At 73.6% G+C, this 18,471-nt stretch carries 16 protein-coding genes; 4 read left to right on the forward strand and 12 right to left on the reverse strand.

The window, feature by feature from the left end:
- Positions 1-64 precede the first annotated feature (64 nt).
- The 4 genes from ACZ45Z_RS03375 to ACZ45Z_RS03390 all read right to left on the reverse strand — a co-directional run bounded on the left by ACZ45Z_RS03375 (position 65) and on the right by ACZ45Z_RS03390 (position 6,055).
- Complete coding sequence (locus ACZ45Z_RS03375; protein WP_468355255.1) at positions 65-1,759, reverse strand: DUF885 domain-containing protein; 1,695 nt, start codon at positions 1,757-1,759, stop codon at positions 65-67.
- A 191-nt stretch (positions 1,760-1,950) separates the two neighbouring features.
- The gene (locus tag ACZ45Z_RS03380) at positions 1,951-3,345 is read right to left on the reverse strand and encodes a GNAT family N-acetyltransferase (RefSeq protein WP_468355258.1); all 1,395 of its coding nucleotides are present in this window, start codon (positions 3,343-3,345) and stop codon (positions 1,951-1,953) included.
- 83 nt (positions 3,346-3,428) lie between these two features.
- Positions 3,429-5,009 carry an alkaline phosphatase D family protein gene (locus ACZ45Z_RS03385; RefSeq protein ID WP_468355261.1) on the reverse strand — a complete coding sequence of 527 codons (1,581 nt, stop codon included), beginning with the start codon at positions 5,007-5,009 and terminating at the stop codon, positions 3,429-3,431.
- 215 nt (positions 5,010-5,224) lie between these two features.
- Positions 5,225-6,055: an alpha/beta fold hydrolase gene (locus ACZ45Z_RS03390; RefSeq protein ID WP_468355264.1), complete on the reverse strand. Its 831-nt coding sequence runs from the start codon at positions 6,053-6,055 to the stop codon at positions 5,225-5,227.
- Positions 6,056-6,319: 264 nt separating this feature from the next.
- Between ACZ45Z_RS03390 and ACZ45Z_RS03395 the strand changes: the two genes are divergently transcribed.
- Together ACZ45Z_RS03395 and ACZ45Z_RS03400 are read left to right on the forward strand one after the other, a co-directional pair.
- The gene (locus ACZ45Z_RS03395; RefSeq protein ID WP_468355570.1) at positions 6,320-7,198 is read left to right on the forward strand and encodes an RNA polymerase sigma-70 factor; all 879 of its coding nucleotides are present in this window, start codon (positions 6,320-6,322) and stop codon (positions 7,196-7,198) included.
- Between the two features lie 244 nt (positions 7,199-7,442).
- Complete coding sequence (locus ACZ45Z_RS03400) at positions 7,443-8,189, forward strand: GntR family transcriptional regulator (RefSeq protein WP_468355266.1); 747 nt, start codon at positions 7,443-7,445, stop codon at positions 8,187-8,189.
- Positions 8,190-8,263: 74 nt separating this feature from the next.
- Here the strand turns inward: ACZ45Z_RS03400 and ACZ45Z_RS03405 are convergent, their stop codons facing one another.
- A complete protein-coding gene (locus tag ACZ45Z_RS03405; RefSeq protein ID WP_468355269.1) occupies positions 8,264-9,421 on the reverse strand; it encodes an ROK family transcriptional regulator in 1,158 nt (385 codons plus the stop codon).
- Between the two features lie 206 nt (positions 9,422-9,627).
- Here ACZ45Z_RS03405 and ACZ45Z_RS03410 point away from each other — a divergent pair, with 206 nt between their 5' ends.
- The gene (locus ACZ45Z_RS03410; RefSeq protein WP_468355272.1) at positions 9,628-10,116 is read left to right on the forward strand and encodes a hypothetical protein; all 489 of its coding nucleotides are present in this window, start codon (positions 9,628-9,630) and stop codon (positions 10,114-10,116) included.
- Positions 10,117-10,260: 144 nt separating this feature from the next.
- Here the strand turns inward: ACZ45Z_RS03410 and mug are convergent, their stop codons facing one another.
- The 3 genes from mug to ACZ45Z_RS03425 all read right to left on the reverse strand — a co-directional run bounded on the left by mug (position 10,261) and on the right by ACZ45Z_RS03425 (position 13,155).
- A complete protein-coding gene (gene mug / locus ACZ45Z_RS03415; protein ID WP_468355275.1) occupies positions 10,261-10,812 on the reverse strand; it encodes a G/U mismatch-specific DNA glycosylase in 552 nt (183 codons plus the stop codon).
- Positions 10,813-10,827: 15 nt separating this feature from the next.
- The gene (gene purB, locus ACZ45Z_RS03420; RefSeq protein ID WP_468355573.1) at positions 10,828-12,261 is read right to left on the reverse strand and encodes an adenylosuccinate lyase; all 1,434 of its coding nucleotides are present in this window, start codon (positions 12,259-12,261) and stop codon (positions 10,828-10,830) included.
- Between the two features lie 99 nt (positions 12,262-12,360).
- A complete protein-coding gene (locus tag ACZ45Z_RS03425; protein ID WP_468355278.1) occupies positions 12,361-13,155 on the reverse strand; it encodes an SGNH/GDSL hydrolase family protein in 795 nt (264 codons plus the stop codon).
- Between the two features lie 75 nt (positions 13,156-13,230).
- Here ACZ45Z_RS03425 and ACZ45Z_RS03430 point away from each other — a divergent pair, with 75 nt between their 5' ends.
- A complete protein-coding gene (locus tag ACZ45Z_RS03430; RefSeq protein ID WP_468355281.1) occupies positions 13,231-13,854 on the forward strand; it encodes a TetR/AcrR family transcriptional regulator in 624 nt (207 codons plus the stop codon).
- A gap of 115 nt (positions 13,855-13,969) precedes the next feature.
- Here the strand turns inward: ACZ45Z_RS03430 and ACZ45Z_RS03435 are convergent, their stop codons facing one another.
- From ACZ45Z_RS03435 to ACZ45Z_RS03450, 4 genes are all read right to left on the reverse strand, one after another.
- Positions 13,970-15,196, reverse strand: a complete 1,227-nt coding sequence (locus ACZ45Z_RS03435; RefSeq protein ID WP_468355284.1) for an FAD-dependent oxidoreductase — start codon at positions 15,194-15,196, stop codon at positions 13,970-13,972.
- Between the two features lie 135 nt (positions 15,197-15,331).
- On the reverse strand, positions 15,332-16,357 hold the full coding sequence (locus ACZ45Z_RS03440; protein ID WP_468355287.1) for a hemolysin family protein: 1,026 nt from the start codon (positions 16,355-16,357) through the stop codon (positions 15,332-15,334).
- Positions 16,354-17,697, reverse strand: a complete 1,344-nt coding sequence (locus tag ACZ45Z_RS03445; RefSeq protein ID WP_468355290.1) for a hemolysin family protein — start codon at positions 17,695-17,697, stop codon at positions 16,354-16,356. Before ACZ45Z_RS03445 ends, ACZ45Z_RS03440 begins: the two co-directional genes overlap by 4 nt.
- A gap of 183 nt (positions 17,698-17,880) precedes the next feature.
- Positions 17,881-18,306: a GNAT family N-acetyltransferase gene (locus tag ACZ45Z_RS03450; protein ID WP_468355293.1), complete on the reverse strand. Its 426-nt coding sequence runs from the start codon at positions 18,304-18,306 to the stop codon at positions 17,881-17,883.
- Between the last annotated feature and the right edge of the window lie 165 nt (positions 18,307-18,471).

An 18,471-nucleotide genomic window follows, 5' to 3' on the forward strand; every position in this document is an offset into this window, starting at 1 on the left:
CCGACGCGCACGCCCGGCCGCCACGTGGAGTGTGGTGACCGGGCGCCGTCCGGCGTCCGCCGGGTCAGAGCGCGGACAGCTCGCTGAGCAGATCGTCCAGGCCGAGCGACCCCTGCGACAGCGCCGCCATGTGCCACGCCTTGAGGTCGAAGTCCGCGCCGTGCCGGGCGCGGGCCGCCTCCCGGCCCTGGAGCCAGACGCGCTCGCCGAGCTTGTAGCCGATCGCCTGGCCCGCCATCCCCTGGTAGCGGACGATCTCGCTCTCGACGAAGTCGGCCGGGCGGCTGCTGTGGCGCGCGAAGAACTCGTGCGCGAGTCGGGGCGTCCAGCGCTCACCCGGGTGGAAGGGCGAGTCCGCCGGGATCTCCAGCTCCAGATGCATGCCGATGTCGATGATGACGCGCACCGCCCGCATCATCTGCGCGTCCAGATACCCCAGCCGCCGTTCGGCGGTCGTCAGGAACCCCAGCTCGTCCATGAGACGTTCGGCGTACAGCGCCCAGCCCTCGGCGTTGGCGCTGACCATGCCCACGGTCGTCTGGTAGCGCGAGAGGTCGCCGGCGACGTGCGCCCACTGCGCCAACTGGAGGTGATGGCCGGGCACGCCCTCGTGGTACCAGGTGGACACCAGGTCGTACGCCGGGAAGCGGGTCTGGCCCATCGTCGGGAGCCAGGTGCGGCCCGGCCGGGAGAAGTCCAGCGACGGCTGGGTGTAGTACGGTGCCGCCGCGCTGCCCGGCGGAGCGATCCGCGACTCCACCCGCCGCACCCGCTCGGCGAGCTCGAAGTGCGTGCCGTCCAGCGCCTCGATGGCCTCGTCCATGAGCGACTGGAGCCACCGCCGGGTCTCCTCGACGCCCTCGACGGCCTCGCCGTTCTCGTCCAGCCAGGCCAGCGCCTCCCACGGCGTCGTCGCACCCGGCAGGATCTTCCCGGCCTCCGCCTCCATCTCGGCCAGCAGCCGGTGGAACTCCGACCAGCCGTAGGCGTACGCCTCCTCCGCGTCGAGGTCGGCGCCGTTGTAGTAGCGGGCGAGGAGGGCGTAGCGCTCCCGGCCCACCACGTCCGGCGCGCCCTCGACGGCGGGGGCGTAGGTGTCGCGGAACCAGTCCCGCAGCTCGACCAGCGCGCCGGTCGCCACCTGGGCGGCCGCGGTCAGTTCCGCACGCAGCGCCTCCGGGCCCGGGTCGGTGAACTGGGCGAACCAGCCGCGGTCCGTACCGATCAGTTCGCCCAACTGGCCGATGACGGTGGCCACTTGAAGCGGACCCGCCGGAAGGCCCCGCTGGAGGCCGGCGGCGAGCGCGGCGCGGTAGCCCTCCAGCGCGTCCGGTACCGCCCGCATCCGCCGGGCGATCGCCGCCCAGTCCTCGTCCGTGTCGGCGGGCGTGAGCTGGAAGACCTCCCGGACGTGGTGCAGCGGGGAGCTGATGTTGCTGACCGCGCGCAGACCCTCGCCCGCCTCGTGTACGGCGAGTTCCGCGGTGAGCCGCTCGCGCAGCAGCCGTGCGCAGACCTGCTCGGCGGCGCGCTCCGCACCGGGACGGGCCTGGGCCGCGGTGAGCTGCTCCAGCGTCGTACGGGCGAGCTGGGCCACCGCTTCCTGGCCGGTCGGGGAGAAGTCGGGAAGCTTGTCGGAGCTTTCGGCGACACCCAGGAAGGTGCCGGTGATCGGGTCCAGCTCGACCAGGGCGTCGACGTAGGCGTCGGCCACCTGGCGGGGCAGCGGGCCGTCGGCGGGAGGTGTGGTGTGGGACATGAGGGCCATCCTCATATGGATGGACCCGCCGCGTCACCATCAATAGGCCGGACGTTCCTGTCGCTTTACCCGTCCATTGCCTTCGCCGGTGAGCGGCGGGGCGCCGCCCGCGCTACGGACGGCGACCGCCGGGGCGCGGTTCTCGCCCCGGCGGTCCGCCTCAGCGGCGCGGCATCGACCCTCGCGCACGCTCAGCGGCGGCCGGTGCCGTCCTGCGTCCGTACCGTCTCGCGGGCGTCCGCCCGGCCCGCCACACCCGTCGGCCGTGCGGTGATCACCAGCGTGCCCTCCTCGATCTGGTAGTCGAGGGGCAGCCCCAGTCCGCGCATCGCCGCCACCATGCCGGTGTTGGAGGACTGGGTGATGGCGTACACGCTCTCGCAGCCGGCCTCGGCCGCCATCGCCACCAGCCGCCGCAGCAGCTCCGTGCCGATCCCGCGCTGCTGCCAGGCGTCCTCCACCAGCAGCGCGACCTCGGTCTCGTCGCCGTCCCACAGCAGATGGCCGAGTGCCACCAGCCGGCCGGAGGCGGTCTCCACCGCGAGGGTGCGGCCGAAACGGGGGCTGAGCAGATGCGCCAGATAACGGTCCGCGTCGGCGACCGGGCCGTGGTAGCGCAGCGAGAGGGTCGCCGGGGAGCAGCGGTCGTGCATCTCGCGGGCGGCCGCCTGATCGGTGGTGTCGGCGCGGCGGATGGTGATGGCGTTGCCCTCGGGCAGCGTCAGCACGTCACGTCGCGGCGGCACCCGCTGCCCGAGCCGGGTGTCCAGCGCGATCAGCGCCCGCACCCGGGCGAACTCGGTGGGCGTGAACGGCAACTGGGGCCGTTCGATGGTCAAGGAGCCCCCGGAGGGGTCGCGGAACTTCATGACGTGGTCCTCCAGTACCCCCTCGGCGGGCACCGGTTCGGCGAGGGGCTGGCCGCGCAGCGAACGCGCCGGCGTCGAGTGGATGGTGCAGCGCCCCAGCAACTCGCGCAGCGCCAGAGGAAGTTCGGCCGAATCCAGTGCCGTACGCGTCGCCAGGCCCAGCATCCTGGTCGGCCCGTCCACCAGATCGTGGGCGTCCGCCCGCTCCAGCCAACTGTCGGAGCCGCCCGCCCCGGCCACCGTCCGGGTGAGCTCGGCGGGCGTCACCGCGGCCGGCGCGCGCAGCAGGAACTCGTCGACCGTCCCGTCGGACAGCGGATGGGTCTGCAGGCTCAGGATGTCCACCCGCTGCCGGGCCAGGGCGGTGCACAGCCGCGCCAGGCTGCCCGGCTCGTCACGGACCGTCGTCCGCATCCGCCACAGCGTCGTCTCCTGCCCGCCCGGCCGGCGGGCCTGGGCGGAGGACGACGCCGTGGCGCCGGTATCGGTCGGCGGCGGGGCGTGCGGGTGGCGGCGTGACCACCAGACGTGGAAGCCCGAGGTGGCCAGCAGGGCGATGGCGGCGAAGCACAGCAGCGTGCCACCCGAGGGCGCGTGCGCGACGGTGTTGGCGACGGCGTCGGCCACCGCCACGGCCGTGAACAAGGCGGCCAGCTCGACGAGGTCCCGCCGCCAGTGCGAGCGGCGGGAGCTGTGGGCAGAGGTTGCTTCAGTCATGCGGACAGCCTTGCGGACCGGTGTTGCCTGATCGCCAACACCTTGTGTCCGACGGGTAAAAGACGCAATCGACGCATTGGCCTTTACTGCCCCACCTGTCCCGGTTGGAGTACCTTGCTGAACAACACCTTCCCGCCCTCCTGACGCAGCCGCACCGTCAGCTCCCCGCTGCCCCCGTCGATGCCGATCTCGCCGAAGTTCTGCGGGGTCTCCGCCGGCGAGGTGTTGGCACGGCTCGGTGCCTTGAGGAACGTCTGCTCGGGCCCGAAGGTTCCATCCAGCTTCAGCGCCTGGAATCCGCCGGCGTTCAGCGGCCCGGACACGAACTCCCAGAACGGCGCGAAGTCCTTGAACGCCGCCCGCTCCGGCGCGTAGTGCTGCGCCGAGGTGTAGTGCACGTCCGTCGTCAGCCAGAGCGTCCCGGTCACCCGCTGGTGCTTGATGTGCCGCAACAGCTCGGCGAGCTGGAGCTCGCGCCCCAGCGGCGCGCCCGGATCGCCCTGCGCCACCGCCTCGAAGTCCGTCTTCCCGTCCGGGACGACCAGGCCCAGCGGCATGTCGGCGGCGATCACCTTCCACACCGCCCGCGACCGCGACAGCTCCCGCTTGAGCCAGCGCAACTGCTCGGCGCCGAGGATCCCCTGCGGGTCGTCGGTCTGCCGGCCCGGCGAATTGGCGTTGCGGTAGCGGCGCATGTCCAGCACGAACACGTCCAGCAGCGGCCCGTGGCGCAGCACCCGGTAGACCCGGCCGCCGCCGTCGGCCCGCAGCGTACGGATGGGGAAGTACTCGCCGAACGCCCGCAGCGAGCGCGCCGCGAGCACGTCCGCGTCCTTGACGGTGTAGCGGGCGTCGTCGAGCAACTGCCCCGGATACCAGTTGTTGTGCACCTCGTGGTCGTCCCACTGCGCGATCGTGGGCACCTGGGCGTTGAACCGGCGCAGGTTGTCGTCCAGCAGGTTGTAGCGGAACGCGCCGCGGAACTCCCCGAGCGTCTCGGCGACCTTCGCCTTCTCCTCGGTCGTCACGTTCCGCCAGATCCGGCCGTCGGGCAGCGTCACCTCGGCGGTGATCGGTCCGTCCGCGTAGATGTTGTCGCCGCTGCACAGGAAGAAGTCCGGATCGCGCCGCCGCATGTCCTCGAAGACGCGGTAGCCGCCGCGGTCGGGGTTGATGCCCCAGCCCTGGCCGGCCAGGTCACCCGACCAGAGGAAGCGGACGTCCGCGCGGCGGCTCGCGGGCGCGGTGCGGAAGGTGCCGGCGACCGGCTCGCCGGTGCGCCGCGGATCGTCCGGATCGGCCAGCAGCACCCGGTAGTGGATCTGCTCACCGGGCGGCAGGCCGTGCAGCGCGGTGACGCCGGTGAAGTCCGTGCCGGGGCCGGTCACCGGCCCCCGCCAGGTCCGCGTCGTCGCGCCGCGGAACGACTCGGTGGCGGAGGTCTGCACCACCATCCGGGCCGGCCGGTCCGACCGCACCCACACCAGTCCCGAGGACGCCGTCACATCCCCGACCTGGACGCCCCAGTCGGCGCTCGGCCGCCCGCTGCGGGCCTGCGCGGGCGCGGCACACGACAGAGCGGGCAGGGCGAGCACCGCCGAGCCGGCCGCCGCGCGGTGCAGCAGCGACCGCCGTCCGAAGCCTGCCCCGGATCCCTGCGCCATCGGATACCTCCATCGCTCGACCTGCCTGGGTGCCGTCCCGTTCGTACCGCGACCCGGTGCCCCGCGGCCGAACGCACGGTGAACGGCTGACCATCCAGGGCCGTACGTCCCCCGGACCGCGCCCATCGTCGCAAGGCCGCCGGCCGATCGCCAGGACGGCGCCGGCACCCCGGGACGGCGAACCGCCGGCGGACGGCGACCTCAAGAGGAGCCGGTCAGCCCACCGTGTCCAGGATGACCCGCGCCACCAGCGCCGGATCGTCGTTCATCGGCACGTGCCCGCAGCCGGGCAGCCGCACCAGCCGGGCCCCGGGAATGGTCCGCTTGGCGCGCAGGCCCTGACGGGGCAGCAGCAACCGGTCCCGGCTGCCCCAGGCGATGGTCACCGGGACGTCCGGGAGATCGGCGGTGAACCGCACCCGGCGACCGGCCGCCAGCGACGGAGCGAAGCCGGGGGCCTCGCGCAGCGCCCGGGTCTCCGCCACCACCGCTTCGGGCGAACGGCGGCCGGGATGGGCGTAGATGGTGCCGGTCAGCGAGGCGCGGCCGAGGGCCGAGCGGGCCAGGGACTCCACCACCGGCTGCGGCAGCGCCTGCGCGCCGGCGTACATGCCGCGCAGCACCCCGAAGGCGTAGCGCCGCTCGGCCTGCGTCCAAAAGCCCGCCGGCGACAGGGCGGTGACCGACCGCACGGCGCCGGCCAGGCCCAGCTCCAGGGCGAGCAGACCGCCCAGGGAGTTGCCCACCACATGGGGCCGGTCGAGGCCCAGTTCCGGGAACGCCGCGGCGAGCAGCGCGACCACCGTCGTCAGGTCGTACGACGAGCCGTCCGGCAGCGACGGGGAGGCGCCGAAGCCGGGCAGGTCGATGGCGATGACCTCGTGCGAGGCGGCCAGGATGTCGCAGACCGGCCGCCATGCCTGGAGATGGTGACCGATGCCGTGCAGCAGCACTATGGGCTCGCCCGCGCCCTTGCGCTCGTACGCGAGCGTGCACGCGGGCCGGTCTGCGGGGGTGACACGGGCGAAGGAGACCGAGGCGGCCATGGGGACTCCTCAAAGGATCGCGGTGCTTGCGGGGTTGCGAGGACATGCGGGACGCACGGGACACGCGAGGGCGTGCGGGACGTGCGGGGGCACGCGGGACACGATGCCAGCATTGGCTACCGAGCGGTATGGGCGGCCGCGGCCGTGAGTCCCCCCGGCCGCGCCACGCCCAGGAATGTGCCGCACACCACGTGCCCGCCCGGCCGCGCCGTGCCGGTTCCGCTGGACAACGACGCGCCGGAACGCTGGGATGGCAGGGTGTTGATGGACGCGGCGACCGAAGTCTTCGAAGAGCACCGCCCGGTGCTGCGGGCGGTGGCCTACCGCATGCTCGGCCGGGTGGCCGACGCCGAGGACGTGGTCCAGGAAGCGTGGCTGCGCTGGTCGGCCGCGGACCGGGCCGAGGTCCGCGAACCGCGCGCCTACCTGGTGCGCGTCACCACCCGGCTGGCCATCGACCGCCTGCGCCAGGTCCAGTCGCGCCGCGAGTCCTACGTGGGGCCCTGGCTGCCGGAGCCGCTCGCCACGGACGCGGTCGGCACCGCCCCCGACACGGCGGAACGGGCGGTGTTCACCGAGTCCGTCACGCTCGCGATGCTCGTGGTCATGGAGTCGCTCTCCCCTCTGGAACGCGCGGTGTTCGTGCTCCGCGAAGCCTTCGGCTACCCGTACGCGGAGATCGCCGAGGTCCTGGAGCGCGGCGAGGCCGCGGTCCGCCAACTGGCGGGCCGGGCCCGGCGGCACGTGGCCGAGGGCAAACCGCGCTTCGAGGTCAATCCGCAGCGGCAGCGCGATCTGACCGAGCGGTTCATCGCCGCGGCGGCCGGTGAGGACCTGGAGGGCCTGCTGAGCCTGCTGGCCGCGGACGCGCGCCTGGTCGGCGACAGCGGCGGGAAGGCCAAGGCGCCGCTGCGGATCATCGAATCCGCCGACAAGGTCGCCCGGTTCCTGTTGGGCGTCACCAAGAAGACGTCGATCCCCGGCATGGAAGTCCGCCTCGTCGAACTCAACGGCGGCGTCGGGCTCTTGGCGCACTACGGCGGCACGCCGGACAGCGTCCTCCAGTTCGATGTCCAGGACGGCCGGATCCAGACGGTCTACATCGTGCGCAATCCGGACAAGCTCCGCGCGTTCGCGAGCTGACCCTCAAAGGCGCCCTCCTCGGAGGCGCCGACGCCCCGACGCGCTGAGGCCCCGAGGTGCCACCCCCTGCCCGGCGGTCGCCTGCCCCGGTTCGGGGATTGGTCTTGACCAAGGGTGGGGCCGGCCATATCGTCGGGATACTGCAACAACCTTTAATAAAGAAGCGCTCATATACGGGCTCCCGGCGAGCCCGTGCCCGATGCGGGCGCGGCCCCCGGGGGCAACGGCCAGTGCGGAGGACAGGGTGGGGACCACGCAGCTCGAAACGGTGCCGGAGCCGAAGTACTGGCACCTCAAGACGGTGCTCAGTGAAGCGCTGGACTCGGAATTCACGGTCGGCGAGATCCTGCCCAACGAGCGTGAGCTGGCGGCCCGCTTCGGCGTCGCACGCGCCACGCTGCGGCAGGCCCTGGAGCAACTGGAGCTGGAGGGCAGGCTGCAGCGCCGCCGCGGGGTGGGCACCACGGTCGCACCCCCGCGCGTCGGCGTGGCCGTCGACCCGGTCCGCCACACCTGGCCCGGCGCGCCCGGCGACGACTGGCAGCCGCTCGACGCCGTCGAGACCGAGACCGTGCCCGCCGCGGTGGCCGGCCTGCTGGAGACCGCCCCCGGCGACCGCGTGCACCTCGTGCGCCGCAGCCGGGTGACGAACGGCCGGCCCGTCGCCGCCGAGCTGCTGTACGTCCCCTCGGCATCGGTCCCGGGCTGCTCGGCAGCGGCTTCGGTGAGCGCGCCGGCCCACGCCCGTGTCGTCCTGCACGAGCTTCAGGCCCTGGAGCTGGACGGCCAGGACCGCACCGTCGAGCTCGGGTCCGCCGGCGCGGCGGACGCCAAGCACCTCGACCGGCTGCCCGGCGCGCCCGTTCTCGTCGTCACCACCCGCTACGTCTCCGGGGGCCGTACGGCCGCCGTCGCGGTCTCCACCTACCGCGCCGACACCTGCCGCCTCACCTTCGGCGAGAGCGACGCCGTCTCCCTGCTCGCGGGCTGAGACGACCGCCCGGGCCCGTGCCGCCACCCGCGGGCACGGGCCCGCTCCGTGGGTGCCCGGGTGCCCGGCGAACCCTAGCGGCGCCCCGTCACCGTGCCCTCCACCGCGAAGAGTTCGCCCTCCACGTGGTCCAGGGCGAGCCGCAGCGCGCCGGTGGCCACCGCGGCCTCGCCCAGCACCGACAGGGCGACCTGCGGCGGCCGCAGGCAGTAGCGCGCCAACTCCGCGCGCAGCGGCTCCAATACGTCCGCCAGGCCCGCGGCCCAGCCGCCGATCACCACCAGCTCCGGGTCCAGCGCCAGCACCAGGGCCGCGACATCGTGGACCAGCCGCCTGAGGAAACGGTTCACCGCCTCGCGGGCCCGCTCGTCGCCGCCGCGTGCCAGGGCGAAGACGGTGGCGACCTGGGCCTCGTCCAAGGGGTGCAGCGGCTCCCCGGTCGTCGACAGCAGCTTCTCCGGGGTGGCCTCGCGGCCCAGCAGATGCAGCGCGCCGATCTCCCCGGCGGCGCCGCCGAACCCCCGGTGCAGCCGCCCGCCGATCAGCGAACCGGCTCCCGGGCTCAGCCCCGCGAGCACGAACACGATGTCGTCGGACCCGGTGGCCGCGCCCTGCCAGTGCTCGGCCACCGCGGCCGCGTTCGCGTCGTTCTCGACCAGCACCGGGCAGCGGAACGACCGCCGCAGCCGTTCGCCCAGCGGCAGGCCGGTCCAGCCGGGCAGCGCGGTGCCCAGCCGCACCGTGCCGTCCGCCTCCACGATTCCGGGGCCGGCCACGCCCACGGCGCGCAGCGAACCGCGCGCCACTCCCGCCCGCCGCAGCAGATCGGCCACCGTCGCGCGCACCCGCTCCAGCCGCTCATCGGCCGGCGCGGTCTCCTCCACGGAACGCTGCGCCGAGTCCAGCACCCGCCCGCTCAGGTCGGAGAGCAGGGCCGCGATACGGTGCGGGCCGATCTCGATGCCCAGCAGATGGCCGGCCTCCGTGCGGAACCGGAACCGGCGGGCCGGCCGCCCCTGGCGCCGCGCCTCGCCCTCCTCGGCGGCCGCCTCGACCACCAGCCCGGTCTCGATCAGTCCCTCGACGACGCCCTCGACGGTCGGCCGCGACAGGCCGGTCACCCGGACCAGGTCGGTGAGCGTGGGGGAGTCCGCCGCGCGCAGCGCGTGCAGTACCACCGCGGAGTTGATCCGTCGCAGCAGGGACGGGTCCCCGCCGGTGAGCCGCCCCAACGTCCGTCTCCCTCGCTTGCCCTGTCTGGCGGATCGTAGCCGGTCAGCGGGTGTGCGGCGAGCCCCGGCGGACGGCGCGGAGGAAGCCGGCCGGGCCGCCCGGCGCCGTCCCCCGCGCGGGGCGGGACGGTGCGCGCCGGCGCGGACGGGGCGTCCGCACCGCTGCCGGGCGGCCAATTGTCGTACCCCGGCGCTTTACTGACGGTATGACGCCTGAAGAACAGCCGCCCGAGGCCCCGCACTCCACCACCGCTCAGCACCTGCGCGTGATCGACGCCTTGCGGAGCCGCGCGTTCCCGGCCCGGCGGGAGCGGTCCCCCACGGGAGAGAGCGGGCCGGGATTCCATCTGGCCCGCCTGTGGCAGAGCCCGCCGCTGGAGGACGCCGACCCGGCCGACGTCCAGGAAATACGCGACGACTGCGCGGCCGGCCTGGCCGGACTGAGCGCGGTCCTGTCCTTACGGTGGGGCGAGCCCGCCGTCATCGACCTCACCGACCGGCTGGAGCGGGTGGCCATGGGGCTCCCGGTCGCGCCGCCGCTGGACGTGCTGTGCGCCCTGGTGCCCCGGCTGCACACCTGGCAGGCCGACGGCCGCTGGGTGGCGGTCGGCGCCGGGCGGGGCGGGCCGGAACTGCCCTGGCAGATCGTCGCGGCGACGGGGGAGGGGCGGCGGCCGGCGGGGCGGTTGCCGTAGTGCGCGCGGTACCGGGTGCGCGGCTCCGACCGGACGCGCGAGCGTCGTCGTGGCCGGGAACCGTCCGGACGTACGGATCAGACGCGCGAGCGTCGCGGCCGGGACCGTCGGGACATACGGACCAGGGGGAGAGGAGCGCGCCCGTCAGGACGTGCCGAAGGCCGCCGCGCGCAGCCGGCCGTACTCCTGCGCCATGGTCGCGAGCGTCCAATGGGCGTTCAGACCACTGGGGTTGGGCAGCGCCCACAGGCGGGTCGCGCCCAGGGTCCGCTCCTGCGGCCCGATGGCGGCGTGCTTGTCGCCGAAGGCCACGCGGTAGGCCGTGACGCCCGCGACGGCGAGCCAGTCCGGGCGCAGCCGCGCGACCTTCTCGGCCAGCAGCCGGCCGCCCTCGCGGTACTCCTCCGCCGTCAGCTCATCGGCCTTCGCCGTCGCCCGCGCCACGACGTTGGTGATGCCCACGCCGTGGGCGAGCAACTCCTCCTGCTCGGCGGGCTTGAACAGCCGGGGCGTGAAACCGGCGGCGTACAGCACGGGCCAGAAGCGGTTCCCGGGCCGGGCGAAGTGATGCCCGGTCGCGGCCGACATCAGCCCCGGATTGATCCCGCAGAAGAGCACCCGAAGACCGCTCGCGGCCACGTCGGGGACGAGGCGGTCGCGAGCGGCCGACAGTTCTTCGGGGGTGAAGGCCGTCATGACAGGTCGGGCACGTCAGAGAATCGAGCCCGGGGTGTAGGCCGCGGCCTCGGGGTGCTGCTTGGCGATGTCCTCGACGCGGGCGACGACGGACGCCACCTGGTCGGCGGCGGCGCCCGTGAAGGACAGCTTGTCCGCCATCAGGGCGTCCAACCGCGCCTTGTCCAGGGGGATGCGCGGGTCGGCGGCCAGCTTGTCGAGCAGCTCGTTGCGCTCGGCGCCCCGCTCGCGCATGGCCAGCGCCGACGCCACCGCGTTCTCCTTGATCGCCTCGTGCGCCTCCTCGCGGCCCACCCCGGCCCGTACGGCGCCCATCAGCACCTTGGTGGTGGCCAGGAACGGCAGGTAGCGGTCCAGCTCGCGGGCGACGACGGCGGGGAAGGCGCCGAACTCGTCCAGCACGGTCAGGAACGTCTCCAGCAGACCGTCCAGCGCGAAGAACGAATCGGGCAGGGCGACCCGGCGCACCACGGAGCAGGACACATCGCCCTCGTTCCACTGGTCGCCGGACAGCTCGCCGGCCATCGAGGCGTAGCCGCGCAGGATGACCATCAGGCCGTTGACGCGCTCGCAGGAGCGGGTGTTCATCTTGTGCGGCATCGCCGAGGAGCCGACCTGGCCCGGCTTGAAGCCCTCGGTCACCAGCTCGTGCCCGGCCATCAGCCGGATCGTCTTGGCGATCGAGGACGGCGCGGCGGCGAGCTGCACCAGCGCGGTCACCACGTCGTAGTCCAGGGAGCGCGGGTAGACCTGGCCGACGGAGGTGAACGCCTGGCCGAAGCCGAGGTGCGCGGCGATCCGCTGCTCCAGGTCGGCGAGCTTGGCGGCGTCACCGCCCAGCAGGTCGAGCATGTCCTGCGCGGTGCCGACCGGCCCCTTGATGCCGCGCAGCGGGTAGCGGGCGAGCAGGTCCTCCAGCCGTCCGTAGGCGACCAGCAGCTCGTCCGCCGCGGTCGCGAAGCGCTTGCCGAGCGTCGTGGCCTGCGCGGCGACGTTGTGCGAGCGGCCCGCCATGACCAGTTCGGCGTGCTGGGCGGCCAGCGAACCGAGCCGCGCCAGGACGGCGACCGTACGGTCGCGCATCAGCTCCAGCGACAGCCGCACCTGCAACTGCTCGACGTTCTCCGTCAGGTCGCGGGAGGTCATGCCCTTGTGGACCTGCTCATGGCCGGCGAGGGCGTTGAACTCCTCGATCCGGGCCTTGACGTCATGCCGGGTGACCTTCTCGCGCTCGGCGATCGAGGCCAGGTCGACGGTCTCCAGGACCCGCTCGTAATCGGCCAGCGCCTGCTCGGGAACCTCCACCCCCAGGTCCTTCTGCGCGCGCAGCACGGCCAGCCACAGCTTCCGCTCCAGCTTTACCTTGTACTCGGGGGACCACAGCACAGCCAGCTCCGCGGAGGCGTAGCGGCCGGCCAGGACATTGGGGATGCGAGGCTTCGCAGACACAGCAGTCACATGGCCAGAGTCTACTGGCGCTTCACGCAGGCCGACGCCCCGGTCCCGGCTGTGCTTTCCTCCAACCCCCCGCGGACGGGCCGCACGGCGTCAGCCCTCGTACGGCAGCAGCAGCGGACGCTTGGCCGACCGGCCGTCGCCCGAGGAGCGGCCCGTGAGGCGGCGGCCTATCCACGGCAGCAGATGTTCGCGAGCGAATCGCAGGTCCGAAGCCCGCCGGGCGCCCCGGCTCGGTGCGGCGGCGGGTGGCAGTGGTGCGTCCCAGTCCGACTCGGGGTCCAGGCCGAGCGCCTGCCAGACGGCTTCCGCCACCCGTCGGTGACCTTCGGCGTTCAGGTGCAGCCGGTCGTCCGCCCACAGGCGGGGGTCGGAGAGCGTCCGCGACCCGTACAGGTCGACCAGCACCGCGTCATGGCGCTCCGCCAGGTCGTAGAGGTGGGCGAACAACCGCTCCATGCGCGGCCGGAAGCGTTCCAGGACCGGACCCTGCCGGCCGGGGCTGCGCATCAGCACCAACCGCCCGCCGCCGGCCGCCAGCAGGCGTGCGGCCCGCGAGAGCCGTGCGCACACCTGGTCCACGTCGCACTTGGGGCGCAGGACGTCGTTGAGTCCGCCGACGAGCGTCACCAGGTCCGCGTCCATCGCCGCCGCGGGCGGGCACTGCTCGTCGGCTATCTGCCCGATGAGCTTGCCGCGTACGGCGAGATTGGCGTAGCGGAACCCGGAGGAGGGGCCGTCGGCACGGCCGTGCGGCCGGGCCGCGAGCCGGGCGGCGAGCAGATCGGCCCAGCCGCGGTAGGAGCCGTCCGGCAGTCCGTCCGACATGCCTTCGGTGAAGCTGTCGCCGACCGCGACGAAACTGGTGTAATGGGCATTCATCTCCATGGCGCGGAGATCCTATCCGCCGGTGTACGGTCGGATGTCGTCCGGTGTGCGAGGAAAGGCAAGGGTGGACGCGCGATGACTCCTCGCCGGGGCGGTGACCCCGACGCGCCGACGTTCACCGAGCGGGCCCGCCGCCGCCAGCTCATCGAGTGCACCATCGACCTGATCTCCACCCGCGGCTACCCCGCCACCTCCCTTTCGGCCATCGCCGAACGCGCGGGCCTGTCCAAGGCCGCCGTGCTCTACCACTTCTCCTCCAAGGACAACCTCACCCGCGCGGCGCTGGAGCAGGTCCTGGAGGAGTTCGGCGCGTATGTCACCGCGGCGGTGGAGCACGAGCCGGACCCGCGCGACGCGGTCGTCGCCTACGTACGGGCGATGATCGGCTATCAGCGAGCCCACCGCCGGCACGTCCGGGTGATCACCGAGATGCTGCTCGACGACCACGGCGGCACCCGGCTGAAGACCCCCGGCTCGCACGACACCCACGGACGGGGGCAGGCCCTCGCCGCGCTGCTCGCCGAGGGCCAGCGGGCGGGCGCGCTACGGGAGTTCGACACCCAGGTGGTGGCCCTGGCGATCGGCGGCGCGATCGACGGGGTGATCGCCCACTGGCTCGCCCACCCGGACCTCGACCTGGACGCGGCGGCCGCGGAGCTGGAGACGTTCACCCTCAACGCCATCGAACGCCGCGGCTGATCCCGGCGCGGGGACAGGCCCTTTCCGAGGTGCGCAGGTGCCCTCCGGGCGGTCGTGTTCCCGGACCGGATCCCGCCGGGCGGCACCCCGGCGGGCCGGGGACGGGCGTCGGCTCTCAGGCGGGGGACCGGGCGAAGTCCGGGGCGCGTTCGGGGCGTACGCCGATCCCGCCGAGGTAGCCGGTGACCGTACGCAGGGCCGGCACCCGCCGCAGCAGGCGCATCGGCACCGGAAGCCGGTCGCCGTCGAGCGTGCCCTCCAGCGCGGCCCGGATCATGGTGTGCTCGGCCCGCTGGACCCTCTGAGTGACCAGGACCGGCAGCCGTCGCCGGCGCTGTACGCGGGCGAGGTCGGCGACGCCGAGCGTGCCGCGGCGCAGCGGCTGAGCCAGAATGCGGGCGGCGGCGACCGCGTCCTGGAGCGCGAGGTTGACGCCGACGCCGCCGACCGGCGACATGGTGTGCGCGGCGTCCCCGATGCACAGCAGCCCGTCGCGGTGCCAGCGCCGCAGCCTGCCGAACGTCACCTCCAGCAGTTTCACCTCGTCCCACGACCCGATCGCGTCCGTCACCTCCGCGTCCCAGTCGAACAGGGCGCCCAGTCGGTCCCGCAGCCACTGGATGTCCCGCGCGCGCAGCTCCGCGTCCCGGCCCTTCGCCAGGAGATAGGAGGTCTGGTAGTAGTCGCCGCGGTCCATGGTGACCGCCACCTGGCCGCCGCCGAACCGCGCGAAGACCCGCCCGTCCTTGAGGTCGTCGGAGGGCGCGTCCACCCGGACCTGCCAGACGTCCATCGGCACTTCGAAGTGCTCCTGGCGGAGCCCGGCCGCCCGCCGGACCACCGAGTCCCGGCCGTCGCAGGCCACCGTCAGATCCGCGGCGAGTTCGCCCGGTGTGCCGTCCGCGCCGATGTAGCGCACGCCCGTTGTCCGCCCGCCCTCGGTGCGCACTCCGGTGACCTCGGTGTTCATCCGCAGGGTGAAGGACGGCTCCGCGGCGGCGGCGTCGGCGAGGAGGGTGAGGAAATCCCACTGCGGGACCATCGCGAAGTATTTGTGCCGCCCGGGGAGGTGCCGCATGTCGGCCATCACCACCGTCGTGCCCCCGATCCGCGCCCGCATCTCCTCCAGCCGGACGAACGGCAGCCGGGCGAAGGCCGCGCCCAGGCCCAGTTCGTCCAGCAGGCGCAGCGTCGAGGGGTGCACGGTGTCGCCGCGGAAGTCGCGCAGGAAGTCGCCGTGCTTCTCCAGGACGGTCACCTCCACCCCGGCTCTGGCGAGCAGCAGCCCGAGCATCATCCCGGCGGGCCCGCCGCCCACGACGCAAGCCGTCGTACGGTCCATGCTCGTGCTCCCTCGTCCTGGCCGGAGGCGCGTCCGGCAGATGTCTGACCGATCGGTCAGCAATCTAACCGATCGGTCAGGCACCGTGCTCGGGCACCCCCCGCCCGGACCGCGACGGCGGGTTTCCCGCGTCGCTCACTCAGCCGCCGGCGGCCGTTGCAGGACCACCTCCCGCAGGACGTCCTCCATGGTCACCAGCCCGGCCAGCGTCCCGTCGTCACCGATCACCGCGGCCAGATGCGTACGCGATCCGCGCAGCGCCGTCAGGACGTCGTCGAGCGGGGTGGCGGCCTTGACGCGGGCGATCGGGCGCAGCGCGGAGACCGGGAACGGCGTCTCGCGCGGGAGCGCGTCCAACGCGTCCTTGACGTGCAGGTAGCCCAGAATGCGGCGGGTGTCGTCCAGGACCGGGAAACGCGAGAAGCCCGAATCGGCGGCCAGCCGTTCCAGGCCCTCCGCGGTGATCCCGATCCGGGCCGAGACGACCTTCTCGGCGGGCAGCACGACGTCCCTGACCGGACGGCGGCCCAGCTCCAGGGCGTCGCGCAGCCGCTCCTTGGCCCGGTCGTCCAGCAGCCCGGCGTCCCGCGAGTCCTCCACCATCTTGGCGAGCTGGTCGTCCGAGAACGTCGCGGCCACCTCGTCCCTGGTCTGCACCCGCAGCAGCCGCAGCAGCGCGTTGGCCAGCGCGTTGATCGCGAAGATCACCGGGCGCAGCGCCCGGGTCAGGGCGACCAGCGGAGGGCCCAGCGCCAGGGCGCTGCGCACCGGCTCCGCCAGCGCGACGTTCTTCGGCACCATCTCGCCGAACAGCATGTGCAGATACGTCGCCAACGACAGCGCGATCACGAAGGAGATGGGGTGCACCAGCGTGTGCGAGATCCCCACCGCGTGGAACAGCGGCTCCAGGAGGTGGGCGATGGCCGGCTCGGCGACCGCGCCCAGCACCAGCGTGCACAGCGTGATGCCCAGTTGGGCGGCCGCCAGCAGCGCGGAGACGTGCTGGAGGCCCCACAGCACGCTGCGCGCCCGCCGGTCCCCGTGGTCGGCGTACGGCTCGATCTGGCTGCGGCGCACCGAGATCAGCGCGAACTCCGCGCCGACGAAGAAGGCGTTGACGACCAGCGTCAGCAGACCCACGAACAACTGGATGACGATCATCGGCCGGCTCCCGCGCCGCGCTCCTCGGAGCTGCCGGGCGGCGGCGCGTGCAGCAGGACACGGGCCGCGCGGTGGCCGGTCGCGTCCAGCACTTCCACCGACCAGCCGACGACCTCCAGTCGGTCGCCGTCCACGGGGATGCGGCCGAGTTCGGTGGCTATCAGGCCGGCGAGCGTTTCGTACGGCCCCTCCGGCAGGCGCAGCCCGATCCGCTCCAACTGGTCGGTGCGCGCGGCGCCGTCGGCCTGGTAGACGCTCCGGCCGTCCGTGTCCGTACCGGCCGGCGCGAGGTCGGGCGACTCCAGCGGGTCGTGCTCGTCGCGGACCTCGCCGACGACCTCCTCCACGATGTCCTCCAGCGTCACCACGCCGGCCGTGCCGCCGTACTCGTCGATGACCACGGCCATCGTCCGCTTGCCGGACAGCCGGTCCAGCAGCCGGTCCACGGTCAGCGTCTCGGGGACGAGCAGGGGTTCGCGCAGCAGCTCGGCGACGGGGTGGCGGGGGCGGCGCTCGGCCGGGATCCGCAGGACGTCCTTGATGTGGGCGACGCCGACGACGCTGTCCAGGCTGCCGCGGTAGACGGGGAAGCGGGACAGTCCCGTCGCGCGGGTCGCGTTCGCGACGTCCTCGGCGGTGGACTGCACCTCCAGCGCCATCACCTGCACGCGTGGCGTCATGACGTTCTCCGCGCTCAGGTCGGCCAGGTTGAGGGTGCGCACGAACAGCTCGGCGGTGTCCGGCTCCAGCGCCCCCTCCTTGGCGGAGTGCCGGGCCAGCGCCATCAGCTCCTGCGGGCCGCGCGCGGAGGCCAGCTCCTGGGCGGGCTCCAGGCCCATCCGGCGCACGGTGTGGTTCGCGGTGGTGTTCAGGTGGCCGATCAGCGGCTTGAAGGCGGCGCTGAAGCCGCGCTGCGCGGTCGCGACCCGCTTGGCGACGGCCAGCGGGGAGGAGATCGCCCAGTTTTTGGGGACCAGCTCGCCGACGACCATCAGGACGACGGTGGAGACGGCGGTGGCCACGACCAGGGCCACCGATTCGGCGGCGGCACGCGGCAGGCCCAGCGCGTCGAACGGGCCGGCCAGCAAGGTCGCCAGCGCCGGCTTGGCGAGCATGCCGATGACCAGGCCGGTCACGGTGATGCCGAGCTGCGCGCCGGAGAGCTGGAAGGTGAGGCCGCGGACGGCCTTCAGGGCGCTGTCCGCACCGCGTTCGCCGCGCTCGGCGGCGCGCACCAGATCGCTGCGCTCGACGGTCGTCAGCGAGAACTCAGCCGCGACGAAGACTCCGCAGGCGAGCGTCAGGAGGAGCGCCACGGCCAGAAGGAGCAGCTCGGTCATCGGGTCACCTCCGTCCCATCGTCGGACAGGATCGGGAGGTTCGCGCTCTGTCGGGGGGCTGCTCGGCGACCGGGAGGTTCGCCCATGGCTGGACGCTCACACACCTTTCACGGGGAGGGTGGGAACCCCAGGGTAAAGGACCGGCAAAGTGGGTGGGGTGTCGAGAAGATCCCGGCCCCGGCCTCAGGTGTCCAGATGCTTGACCCAGCGGCTCCACTGCGGTTCGGGCGCGTACCCCGCCGCCCGCCACGCATGCCGCGCCCGCTCGTTGCCGTCCAGCACCATCGCGTCCGCACGCCGCCCGCCCAGCGCCGTGAACCGGTCCTCCGCGGCGGCGAGCAGCGCGCCGCCGATGCCACGCCTGCGGTGACCGGGGTGCACGGCCAGCCGGTAGAGGTGGCAGCGCCAGCCGTCGAAACCGGCGATGACGGTCCCGGCCAGCTCACCGTTCCGCTCGGCCAGCAGCAGCGACTCGGGGTCGCGCGCCAGCAGCCGGGCCACGCCCTCGGTGTCGTCGCTGATGCTGGTCCCCTCGGCGGCGACCTTCCAGAACGCCAGGACGGCGTCGAGGTCGGACGGGGTGGCGGCGCGTATATGAAGATCGCTCATGGCGGCCACCCCACCATCGGGGCGGCGGCGGTGTCGACCGCGTTTGCGGGACGCCGCCCGCCCCGGGGGGGGGGGTGAAGGGAGAGGGGGGGGGGGGGGGGGGGGGGGGGGACTTATTCCAGGGGGGGGGGTGTGGTCGGGGGGGGGCCCCCGGCGGGGGAGCCA

Source organism: Streptomyces sp. NPDC031210 (genome assembly GCF_055570395.1).

What these genes read in the sequence shown, in the direction of transcription:
- ACZ45Z_RS03435 (WP_468355284.1), bottom strand. Translation starts at nt 15,196, where the DNA reads ATGGACCGTACGACGGCTTGCGTCGTGGGCGGCGGGCCCGCCGGGATG.
- ACZ45Z_RS03450 (WP_468355293.1), bottom strand. Translation starts at nt 18,306, where the DNA reads ATGAGCGATCTTCATATACGCGCCGCCACCCCGTCCGACCTCGACGCC.
- ACZ45Z_RS03380 (WP_468355258.1), bottom strand. Translation starts at nt 3,345, where the DNA reads ATGACTGAAGCAACCTCTGCCCACAGCTCCCGCCGCTCGCACTGGCGG.
- ACZ45Z_RS03425 (WP_468355278.1), bottom strand. Translation starts at nt 13,155, where the DNA reads ATGGAGATGAATGCCCATTACACCAGTTTCGTCGCGGTCGGCGACAGC.
- ACZ45Z_RS03385 (WP_468355261.1), bottom strand. Translation starts at nt 5,009, where the DNA reads ATGGCGCAGGGATCCGGGGCAGGCTTCGGACGGCGGTCGCTGCTGCAC.
- ACZ45Z_RS03410 (WP_468355272.1), top strand. Translation starts at nt 9,628, where the DNA reads ATGACGCCTGAAGAACAGCCGCCCGAGGCCCCGCACTCCACCACCGCT.
- ACZ45Z_RS03375 (WP_468355255.1), bottom strand. Translation starts at nt 1,759, where the DNA reads ATGTCCCACACCACACCTCCCGCCGACGGCCCGCTGCCCCGCCAGGTG.
- ACZ45Z_RS03390 (WP_468355264.1), bottom strand. Translation starts at nt 6,055, where the DNA reads ATGGCCGCCTCGGTCTCCTTCGCCCGTGTCACCCCCGCAGACCGGCCC.
- ACZ45Z_RS03440 (WP_468355287.1), bottom strand. Translation starts at nt 16,357, where the DNA reads ATGATCGTCATCCAGTTGTTCGTGGGTCTGCTGACGCTGGTCGTCAAC.
- ACZ45Z_RS03430 (WP_468355281.1), top strand. Translation starts at nt 13,231, where the DNA reads ATGACTCCTCGCCGGGGCGGTGACCCCGACGCGCCGACGTTCACCGAG.
- mug (WP_468355275.1), bottom strand. Translation starts at nt 10,812, where the DNA reads ATGACGGCCTTCACCCCCGAAGAACTGTCGGCCGCTCGCGACCGCCTC.
- ACZ45Z_RS03395 (WP_468355570.1), top strand. Translation starts at nt 6,320, where the DNA reads ATGGACGCGGCGACCGAAGTCTTCGAAGAGCACCGCCCGGTGCTGCGG.
- ACZ45Z_RS03445 (WP_468355290.1), bottom strand. Translation starts at nt 17,697, where the DNA reads ATGACCGAGCTGCTCCTTCTGGCCGTGGCGCTCCTCCTGACGCTCGCC.